This is a genomic window from Vogesella urethralis, assembly GCF_007644045.2.
Lineage (GTDB): Bacteria > Pseudomonadota > Gammaproteobacteria > Burkholderiales > Chromobacteriaceae > Vogesella > Vogesella urethralis.
Genome location: NZ_VMDW02000014.1, coordinates 1 through 10675, shown reverse-complemented (window position 1 = coordinate 10675; position 10675 = coordinate 1). Strand labels below are relative to the sequence as shown.

The following is a 10675-nucleotide window of genomic DNA, read 5'->3' as shown; positions in this document are numbered from 1 at the left end:
GCTTGCTCATGACACCTCCTTGTAGGGCCTAGTGTGAGGCTCACGAGGTATCTAGGAAAGTGAGGGCGATTCAGAGACATATCACAGACTCCATAGAAAAACCCCAGGCTAGGCTGGGGTTTGAGGGGCGAATCCAGGGCATCATCACCCTGTTGACATGGAGGTGATATGTGGGTGAAAAAATTTAGGATCGTATATGGCCACACTCTAATTTCTAGCTTGATCCATCACGAACTGCACCTCAACTCGCCGATTTTTAGGATCCTCTGGCGCAACACCAGGCAACGGACGTGACTCGCCATAACCAGCCACCACCACTCTGCGTGCCGTCATTTCATCCAAAGCCCCAACCAGTGCTTTCCTGGCTTCTCTTGCCCGAGCAGCAGACAAAGTAAAGTTGTCATCGTACACAGTGCAAAACTTCTGGTAATCCACGACCGGCTGACGAACAGGCACATTATCAGAATAGCCTTCTACCAGAATCCGAGCTTGGGGATTCCCTTTTAGAAACTGCGCCAATTGCGTCTGCACGGTAACAGCTGCCGCTTTGGCATCGGCCGTCATGCATGCACTACCACGCTCAAATACACCATCCCTAAGTGTGAGTCGCTTGCTTTGCATGTCAAGGGACATCAGCTCGCTAGTACCATTTTGCTGCAGCATGCTTTGCAGGGTAGCCATGACTTTGGCAACAGATTCGCCCTGCCCCCCCTTTGCTTTAGCTAGCTCAGCCTCATACTGCATCTGGCTAACGCTTTGCTGAAGTACCGCCATTACTAACAGCAGCATTACTACTGCCATCACGCCGGCCATCAGATCTGAAATGGCAATCCATTCACTTGGTTTGTCTTTCATGTCCCGCCACCTCAGGCAGTCGCCACATCAGGCTGTTCGGCACTGACTGTATCCGAATCTGTCACTGCGCCTTTATCGGCCAGAAAAGACCGCAATGGCTCCAGCGAACTAGCAAGCTGCGCAAGGGTATCGGGCACCGATTTCAATTCATGTAGCTCGGACAACTGCTCTACCAGCTGACGCAATAGTTGCTGGCGCTCGGGAGCATGACTAATGCTAGATAACTGTTCCACAATCTTTTGCAATTGCGGCTGCAATATCTCGATGGACTGCAGTCCATCCAGTGACTGCTGAATATTAGCCAACAGTTTGCGCATATCCGCGAGAGGATAAAGCGCGTCGGAGATGGCTGCATTACTAGCGGGTAACTTTTGCAAAGTCTGAGTTAGTTCAATAATTTGTGGACTAGCTTGCTTCTGAGCCTCAAGCATCTCAGAAAAACGAGTTACAACGTCTTCGATTCCCTTGCTAAGAATACGAAGGTGACCACTTACATTACCTATAGTCTTGAGTCCGTCAGCAATTGGAGTAGTCAACATCGCAATCGTGTCAGTGATTGTCTTCATGCGTTCGTCTAGCCCTTCAATGCTTGAAGTGAAAACCACCGCGCCATTTCGCTGAAGCTCTTGCGCCCGCTCAATCGCAGTCTGAACATTGGTCATGGTAGCTTTTACATCGCCCGATAGCACAGCCAGGGCTTCCGAGATTTCTTTGGTCGCTTCTGCCAGTTGCTTACTACCCGTCTCCAGTGTCTGTGATGCCTGACTACTCATATTGGCAATGGCAGAGCCCAAGCCTTCACGGACACCCCGTAGCACCTCAGAGAACTGATCTTTAAAATCATCAACAGCTACTACAAGACTGTTGGCCGCACTCCCCACTTCACTGGCACCAACAGCCATACCCTCGGCTGCGCCTGCCATCTTTTTCACTAGAACCTCAGTGCTACCGGTAAAGCTTGACATGGCTTGCTGCGTAGCCTGTGCGCTTTGCTGAACGTCCTGCAGATCATGATGCAACGTATCCATACCGGCCAGCAGTTCGGCATGCTGCTGCTTGTCTTGCTCGGCCTCAGTGAATAGGGTTTGCTGAAGTTGACTACCCAGCGTCTCCAGTTGTTCACGCAGAAGCGTCACACCCTGCTGCTGACTGTCCCGTAGCTGAGCCGTAGCATCGGTATTTGCCTGCAATTGGCGCTCGGCCATATCCTGCCTGGCACTGGCATCGGCAGCCAACACCTCTAGCAATTGCAGGTGGTTTTGCCCTGCATGCTCACGGCTGGCTGCCAGCAGCTGGCATACTTCGTCGGATTGTTTCTGCGCCAATTTAGCGCTAGCAGTCACCAGCTGACGATTCTGGTCCATCATTTTTGCCAGTTGCTCGGCAACACCGCCGACGATCTTGCCCGCTGCATCTTCGATACGCGTAAACAGCGCAGCCTGCTTGGCAAATGCCATCTGTTCGGCATGTTTCTTGCGTGACTCCAGTTCTGTTTTGACCTTGCCGATTACCCAGGTCAGGCGCTTTTCTTCAAAACGGGTACATTCGCTCCAGATTTTCAAAAAAACAAACCCAATAATGCCCCAGGTGGACGTTTTGAACTTGGTACCCAAACCCTGCAGCATTCCCAGCAGCTCGTGCATGCTGCTCGCTGCACCACCGGCACTGAGTGCTGCCGGATTACCCAGAATCTGCGAAGCATGGTTTAGCGCCAAACCAAGCCCCAAAAAGGTACCCAGTAGCCCCACCACCAGCAGCATGCCGGGCATGATTTCCGCCAGTTTCTCAGGCCAGGTAGCGACCGCGTGCCACAAGTCGGTGACACTGCCATGCTCGATATCCAGATCATCGGACTGGTCATCTGGCGTTCCACGGTTCCACTTGGCTTCCCACGATGCGGGCTTGGCAATAGCATAAGCACTCACCATGGTTAGCAACACCATGGCAGACATAATCAACACGAAAATCAGCTGCAGCAGATCACCCCACTGCGGCAGTAGAAAAGCAAATACGTCACCCAGCGTCATACAGCCACCTCCAGAATGTCTTTCATCCGTCTTGCAGACTCCTCAGAAAAAACATTGGCATAAGCCCTTACCAGTGCCTGTTCATCACCAGTTAGTGCAATAAAAGGTACGTCCTGCTCGGCACAGCGGATAAGAATCTTGCCAACATCCCCACCTTCTTCGATCAGATACTCACGATCTTCCGACAATATCTGCTCACGGGATTTTTCCATCAACTGCAGAAAACCTTCCGCCGCACCTACATAACGACGGATATCGTGTTCTTTTGTTGCCAACTCATCCAGCTTCTGTTTTGCTACAGGCACAGAAACCGCCAGATCATTCAACGCCTGAGCCTCATCAGGTGCTAATTCTTCCTGGATACGTTTGGCCACTTCCAAACGCTTCAGCAACATCACCTCCTTGGCATAGTTTTTGTTATCTATCTGCCATTGGCTGGCTAGGACATCGGCACGCTTCACCCATGCCGCTACCATTTCCTCGAACACGAATGGCTGCAATGCCTTGCCATAACGTTCGGCCAGCAGGCGATCAAGTCGCTCTGCTGCCACTTCATTCAGCTCCGGATTTGGTTTAATCAGGTCCGATGCAATACGCACCAGAAAGAGATCGTCCACACTCAGATCATCCAGCGACGACGCAGCACGGAACTGTTTGTCGGCCATCACCAGCAGCTTCTGTGTGGCACGTAGGCGCAGGTAATGCTCGAAATCGGCAGGCTCACCGGCAAGCACACGTGCCAGATCGGCTTTGGCAATTTCGTAATCATTGATTGCCGCTGCCAATTCGATATTGTGGCGCGCCTCTGGCGATAGCGATTCGCGCTCGGCAAAACGGAAAGTCTCCTGATGACGGCGTGCCTCTTGCAGGGCAGCCTCACCCAGTATTCCTTCCTGCTCTTGCTCCGTTTCCTTGCCACGCTGCTGCCACTTTCTGGCCAGCTCTGCCGCCCAACGAATGGCCTGCTCCACTTTTTTGGCTACTGGAGAGTTTTCAAATGCGGTCAGAGCACCCAACCCCACATCCAGTGCAATCAGTGCCGATTTAAGCCAGGGGATGGGGACCGCCTTTGCCGCCATTCGAATACCCACTCGCAATGCTTCAACGTAAGGCTTTACAACCGCCCATGTTTTCTTGACGTCATCAACAAATTTTTCCGCCTTTTCAGCCATCCAGCCCATCGCTTCGCCTGCCACTTCCTTGACCTCATCGTATGCCTTGGAAGCAACATTTTTTACCGCACTGGCAACCGAGCTAACCTTGCTGGACACCCAACTTGCCGCGCTACTGAAAAATCCCATACAAACCTCAATTTCTTGTTAGTTAATTTACGCCCAGCATTTTTCTGGCTGACTCTATGCGTGCACTATCAGCCACAGCAGAGGTCGTTTTTTTGCCGACATTTGCATTTGCAAAACGCACGTCGGCAATAGCGGATTCGATATGCGGCCAACTCACTACCGGTAATTCGCCTAATGAAGAACACTCCACTAGTGCTCTTGGAAATGCGGTACGCAGAACTGTACGAATCTCTCGGCCAGACAAACCTTCGGCCGCAGCAGCACACCGCTCGATAATTTGATCACGAGCCTCTGCCAATGGTACACCGGCCACAAGCAATTTACAGAATAATTGCTTACGCCCATCCAGATCCGGTAGTTTGAACTCAATATGATAGCGAATGCGGCTAACAAAAGCGTTGTCGTAGTTCTTCGCAAAATTGGTAGCAAAAACGACAACTCCCTCAAATCGCTCCAGCTCTATCAGCAAGGTAGAGCGCATGGCATTAATTTCGTTATCGATACCTTGAGTAACGGAGGACAACCGTGCACCTAATAACGTATCCGCCTCATCGAAGAAAAGCAGTGCACCATTACTGGAAGCAGCCTTGAATGCGGCAGATATATTCTTCGCAGTATCACCTACAAATTTGCTTTCCAGCTCTGCGATCCCCACGTGATAAAACTGACATCCCAGCGTACCCGCCAATGCTTCTGCTGCAAGGGTCTTTCCTGTCCCTGGTGGACCATACAAATTGAGAATCATGTTACGACCAGCAGGATCTACCTCTCCAAAGCCCCAGTCTGTATAAATTGTTTTATGAAAGCGCATAGCCCCAATTGCCTCATCAAACATTTGACGAGTGCTATTAGGAAGCACAACATCACCGTCCAATTTAATTCTTGGCGTTCGCAGCTCAAACAGGCTATGCTTATTATCTGCTAATGCATCATTTTTTACAGACACACACACCTCTCATGAAATTTAATTCAATTCTCTTGCCAAAAACAAGACAAGCAAGAAATTAGCGCACAAATTCAGCGATACTGCCTAGCAGAATTTGTAAGTTGTTTAACAATCAGATCTCTAAGATCTAATGGCTCATGAACAGTTATATTAACCCCACCGGCAAGTATCCATCTTAACAACTGTCCACTTGAGGGTAGCTTAACAGTTAACATAGATTCCATTTCATTACCTGCAGCAGGTTCTAAAACCTGACTCTCGTGCAACGGGCAGTCATAAAGTAAACTTTCCACATAGCCTCTAACAGTTGCTTTTAAAGTAATCAACTCGCCATTTGCAAAGTCAGCCCTACCCTCGGAGATGTGACGGTTAAAGTCGAAGTCCGCTTTTTGCCGTGCCGGCGCAGATAGCAATACCGCCGCTCGAATACGATCCATGGCATAAAGCCGCTCTTCTGCCTCCTCGTTTTTCAATGCGAATAGGTAAATGCGTGGACCTCGCTGCATGATGCCTTGTGGGTGCAAGATAGGGTTACTGCTCTTTTCCTGACGGTCAATGTAGTTTACTTCTACCGCACAGCTTTCCTTCAGGGCGCGCAATATGGTACTGAAGACTTTATAGTTAATTTTGGCAGGCTGTAGACGCAGCGAATCAGGCAAAATACACATTTTGCTTTCATCAAGCTGGATACCTTGCTCTCCAAAATTAAAGCGATTCAATAGCTTTGCAAGTTCAGTACTAGAAACGATGCCCTCAAGGTCTTTCTTCAAATGACAGACGAAGTACTCCCAGATGCTATCGTTGATTTCGTCACTTTGTTCGATGCGTAAGTAGGCTGGCAGGCCTATTTGATTTTTTACTTTGCAGACACGACCTTCCTGCTGGAGATATTTCAAGTCACGCTGGATTGAACGTTTATCACGGACTGTATCGTTGTCTGTGCTTTCCAGCCTCTCCTGAATTTCTTTGGCCGTAAGCGCACGTGGGTTTGCACCCAACTCCGTAGGCAGTAAGCGTTCAATCAAGGCGAGACGCTCTGCCCTTTCTTGTGATAGCGACATGCTGCTGTTTCTCACTTGCGTCGGTATTGGTAAAGCATAAATGACTAGTGCGACATACCTTGTCGCAGCCTAGTTGCTGTGCATTTCGGCAGCTAACAATGTGGCTGCCCGTTCGCTCAGAACCAGCGACACGGACAACACTCCCCGAGTCATGCCTACAAAAAGCTTGGCTCGCTCAAGGCGAGATAATTCGGCGAAATCGATTTCGGTCAGAATGACAGCCGCAGCAGACTGCCCCTTGAAGCGATACACAGACTCCAGCAAGAGCGTGCCTTGAGTCCACTCCGGCTGTCCGTCCTGGTTGAACTCACCGGTGAAACGCTTTGTGACATACCCTGCCAGTTCTGCGCAGGATAGGATTTGTGAATGATTGATACCTTTGGTCGACAATAGAGCCAACTGACCTACGTCAATGCCTAGAGCGATCTGCTCCTTAATTGCTTCTTCTGTCTTACGAAGCAAGTCATCTCGAGAGCCGTCATAGACATGAAATGCAGGCACGTCTCCACGCCATGGGCTTTTAGATCGGATAGGCGCCCGGGAAAGCGCAAAGGCATTGATTGCATGGCATACCTGGTGTGGGCTACGAAAGTTATCCATGCATTGAATAGCAACCGCATCAGGCATATCGATCGTGGGGCGGCCATACAGGCACTGATCCGGATCGTCCAAGACATACAAACGACCATCTGGCTCGAGCATCGAAGCCAAGCCTGCAATCCACTCCGACTGAAGATCTTGCGCCTCGTCCAAAATCAATAAGTCTATGCAGGCAGTTTGACTATTGATGTGTTGAAGATAGTCTGAAGCCGCCTTATCGAACGTTGCTTGACTTTGAAAATCGAGCACTTGCTGCTTCTGGCGATAGTGGTTAATGCATAGGGCATGGAAGGTCGTACATTGACCTGGTGCAATGCGCGCCATGTGCTCAGCCAATGGCCGATTAAAGCAAACATATAAGGCGCGTTGACCTGCATGACTAGCCTCTTGCAGCAGCGCGACTGCTAACTGCGTTTTACCAGAACCTGCAGTGGCCTGTATGCGATAGCGCTTAGAAGGCGCTTGTAGACGAGGAACCCATGTGGCCAAACCATCTGCAAGACTTTTGACCGTTTGCTGGATTTGGCCCTGGAGCGTGGCTACATCTGGAACAAGACCCAAGTGGTTGCCAAGAAAAGACTCCACCTGCGCTGCTACAGGACCTGGCGTACCCAGTGGAAGTAACGTTTCTACACGAGCAGGCAGATTAGGAAAGTCGGCTGCATCAAAAATACGCTCGCGCGGCATGCTGATGATAGGCGCACCTGCCACATGAAAGTCAGGTACGACCAAACAGTTGCTTACGCTAACATCAAACCCTGCTTTCGCAAGCAACTGGCGCATAGCCCCATACTGCACTTTTACTTGGATGGCAACGTCACGCTGACGCTGGCTGTACTGCTTGAGTAGTTGACCGTTGCTGATGGTTAACGCCCCGGACTTCACCTCAATCAACAAGAGATCACCCGCCCGGTTCATGACGATCAAGTCAATCTCACCATGACAGTCACGATCTGCGTACAAGCTATGCCACTCCACATTGTGGAAGATGAGGTAGCCATCTGGTAACGACTTCTGCAGTAGAAGCAATACGTCCAGTTCGCGTCTGTAGCCCATTGTTTTCTTTACGTCATTAGACGCATCTGGAAGCAGCTTGGCCATGATGGCTATGTCATTCGATATTTTTACACTCCGAAGATATCAAAACTTCAAGACCTTTGCCTCACAAATATTCAATAGGAAATGCCATTCGCGACAATATATGTCGCTGATCAAGACCATACTAATCCAGCAGTCAGTCGCCAAGGCCCTCCGACGCAAATAGTACAAGTAGTACTGCACGCTAGCGATCGGGGACCAGCCTCTACAGAAGAAAAGCGGAACCCAACCAACAGCTCTGGCTATGACTAACGTTCGGCACCAGTCAATCCATATTGCATATTATTGATTTGAAAAGAAAAAACATGCCTATGCCACTCGGCCCCATTAAGTTCTTTTACACACAGTGTCACTGGCAACGCACACTCAGGTTGCAACCAAATGCAAACTTTTCACCGGGCTGGGTACGTCTTTGCCCACGTTGCGGTGGTGATCAAATTCAGCAGGCCCAAGGTACTCGCCTAGAGGCCGTGCTGAATTCAGTCGCCAAGTGGCTTTCACGTGCGTTATGAAGGTGTCAATATGCCAAGGGCACTCACTACAAAAGCACTATCCTTGAGAGATTGCACAGCGGTAGTCGACATGTACACCAAAGAACCAATATCTCGTATACCTTTGATTTATCTAAGGTATACACTGAAAATTTACGGTGTTAGCTTTTGTAACAATGCAGACCAAATTGATCCGGAAATACCTGCGCTAGCACTTCTAGCATTAGTTGAAATTCGGCGAAGACTACGTGATCAGTAAGAACAGCTTGTAGCTCCTCCTTGCCGCATCAGAGAAAGTACAGCTGCATGGAAAAAATGCTCAAATAGATGTGACACCGGTAAACACTTGGGTACCCAACCAGCCAAGCAGCCTGAATCAACGGGATATTCAGCGTCTTTGCCCAGGCCTGCTTGATAAGCGACATCAAGCCCCTGCCTGTCATGTCCAGCAGACCCAGGCCATTGAATGCGTCGGGATTCAGGCAAAGCGTCATCTCGAAGGCGGGCTGTTCATCGTCATCCATGATGCACTGGCATGCATGCCGCACACGGCAATGAAGCGGATGCCCCTCAAGCTTTGACCGACTGATCATGGCGTGGTCGATGGATCCCTGCAGGCATTCCAGAAAACGTTCAATCATGTCGTTACTACGGCTGAGGCTAGGTGTCAGGCTGCCCTGCGGCAAGTAAAGCTCTAGCGATACCACCATCGCTGTACCGTAGCTTGCTTTGGTCTGTGCAATCGCTTGGCGCTGCGCTGCCAGGTAGTGGTACTGATCTGTGGTAACGATCTGCTGATGGGAAGGGGTTTGGTTCGATGCTAGGTGTGCCATGTGATTGCCCTGGTGGGTTGTAGTCACATGGTTAATGAACGCTGTATTTTTTACTGAGGTGAAGGGGTTACCCCCTCCCCTTACCTGGTGCTGTAGCCAAAGTTACGGCTACGATCTCCGTAGCGTTTACTGGCCACCTTGCAGAGGTAGCTCAACCGACAGAAGCAATGACGAAGAGTACGCTCATCGTCACGGGTCAGGATGTAGTCGCTATCCCTTGGGTACGAGACCAGCCCTGCATTGTCCGCTGACTTATCCAGGTCTAAAGCACGCTCCCAAGCTTCATTGATTGCTCTGGCAAGGCCGTGCTCTGCCATGTAGCTGCCGACTCGTCGGTAAGCATGTCCATTGAGCAAGATCGCCAGATGGTAATGGGGATAGTCAGATGACACCTGCTCCCGAGCCCATAGGTAGCGAACACGGTTATCCTGCACACGCGTGCTAGATCGTCTGCGCTGTTCACTGGCTTCAAGCTTGGCCGTGAATGAGTCCAGGAAACGTCTGATTGTGTTGTTGCTGACGTCTTGGTCGCAGTCGTAGGGAAAGCGAAGATCTACCCTGAACGCAAAGACTCGGGAATAATCTTCCATCGCCTGCTGCATGACTTGCTCCATGGTCTCCAGATAGTTTGCTACCAGCGGCCTTTCGTTACTGGCCAACACTGGCAGATTATGGAAGGTGTCTTCGTAGTGCAGACGTAAGTTACGGTTCTCGGGATGACGTCTCATGTGAGTGCTTCTGATGGTTGGTCTCACACGATCACGAACACTGTAAATTTTTACTGAAGCAGACCACACGATTGTCAAGGCAGCCATCTGGTGCTGAGCTTATTGCAGCCCTACGAAGCCCAATAGCAGCAATTGCACAGCCATGACACCCTATCCCTTATCCGCTCAAGCCAATCTATTCAGATAGCAGCCTGCTAGCCTGGGACTGCCCTTTCCTCTACCCCACCGTTCACTTTCTATTTCACCTGCTTAATCTCACAAATGACCCGGATGCTAAAGCTGGCATTCATGGCCACCAAAGCCAATGAATGGCAGAGCATGATCAAGCCAAGAGGTATCATTAGGATAATGACCGATACCAGATTGATCTGCTACAGGATGCTCATCAACGGTCAACGCAGATAAAACGCTAAAGAAACCATCGAAGTATACGAGACGAGGCATAGCATCAGGCAGTTAATCTTAGCGATACTGCCTGTATGCTGGATCTGCTTAAGGGAAACAATCGGGGAAGATCTAAACGCCCAGCAGCCCATACTCGTTGGTATGGCTGTTTATTGATCCAAGAATTGACTCTGCCGATGCATGACATGATGAATTGCTCTGTGTGACAGACACAGTGCTGATCATAGATCGCTTAGCATCAACTCTGGTTAAGGGTCGACGTTCACCCCATCTTGAGTAGCACGTAACTTTAGCGTCCAATCCACCATGACAAGGAGTTGGACATGAAGA

8 protein-coding genes are annotated in these 10675 nt (G+C 50.1%); all 8 read right to left on the bottom strand.

The features are described 5' to 3' along the window. Positions 1–207: 207 nt before the first annotated feature. The 8 genes from FLQ03_RS00685 to FLQ03_RS00650 all read right to left on the bottom strand — a co-directional run bounded on the left by FLQ03_RS00685 (position 208) and on the right by FLQ03_RS00650 (position 9940). A complete protein-coding gene (locus FLQ03_RS00685) occupies positions 208–855 on the bottom strand; it encodes an OmpA/MotB family protein (RefSeq protein WP_144374121.1) in 648 nt (215 codons plus the stop codon). An 11-nt stretch (positions 856–866) separates the two neighbouring features. Beyond that, entirely contained in the window at positions 867–2882 is a 2016-nt protein-coding gene (locus FLQ03_RS00680) for a hypothetical protein (protein WP_144374120.1), read from the bottom strand. Then, complete coding sequence (locus tag FLQ03_RS00675; protein ID WP_144374119.1) at positions 2879–4183, bottom strand: hypothetical protein; 1305 nt, start codon at positions 4181–4183, stop codon at positions 2879–2881. Before FLQ03_RS00675 ends, FLQ03_RS00680 begins: the two co-directional genes overlap by 4 nt. A 22-nt stretch (positions 4184–4205) precedes the next feature. After that, a complete protein-coding gene (locus FLQ03_RS00670) occupies positions 4206–5129 on the bottom strand; it encodes an ATP-binding protein (protein WP_206210813.1) in 924 nt (307 codons plus the stop codon). 71 nt (positions 5130–5200) lie between these two features. Next, a complete protein-coding gene (locus tag FLQ03_RS00665; RefSeq protein WP_144374118.1) occupies positions 5201–6190 on the bottom strand; it encodes a helix-turn-helix transcriptional regulator in 990 nt (329 codons plus the stop codon). 69 nt (positions 6191–6259) lie between these two features. Continuing rightward, positions 6260–7891, bottom strand: coding sequence for an AAA family ATPase (locus FLQ03_RS00660; protein WP_144374117.1), 1632 nt, complete (start codon positions 7889–7891; stop codon positions 6260–6262). A gap of 775 nt (positions 7892–8666) precedes the next feature. Then, complete coding sequence (locus FLQ03_RS00655) at positions 8667–9212, bottom strand: YagK/YfjJ domain-containing protein (protein WP_144374116.1); 546 nt, start codon at positions 9210–9212, stop codon at positions 8667–8669. Positions 9213–9292: 80 nt separating this feature from the next. Beyond that, positions 9293–9940 (bottom strand): YagK/YfjJ domain-containing protein, encoded by a 648-nt coding sequence (locus FLQ03_RS00650; protein ID WP_170252272.1) that lies wholly within the window; start codon positions 9938–9940, stop codon positions 9293–9295. Positions 9941–10675 lie beyond the last annotated feature (735 nt).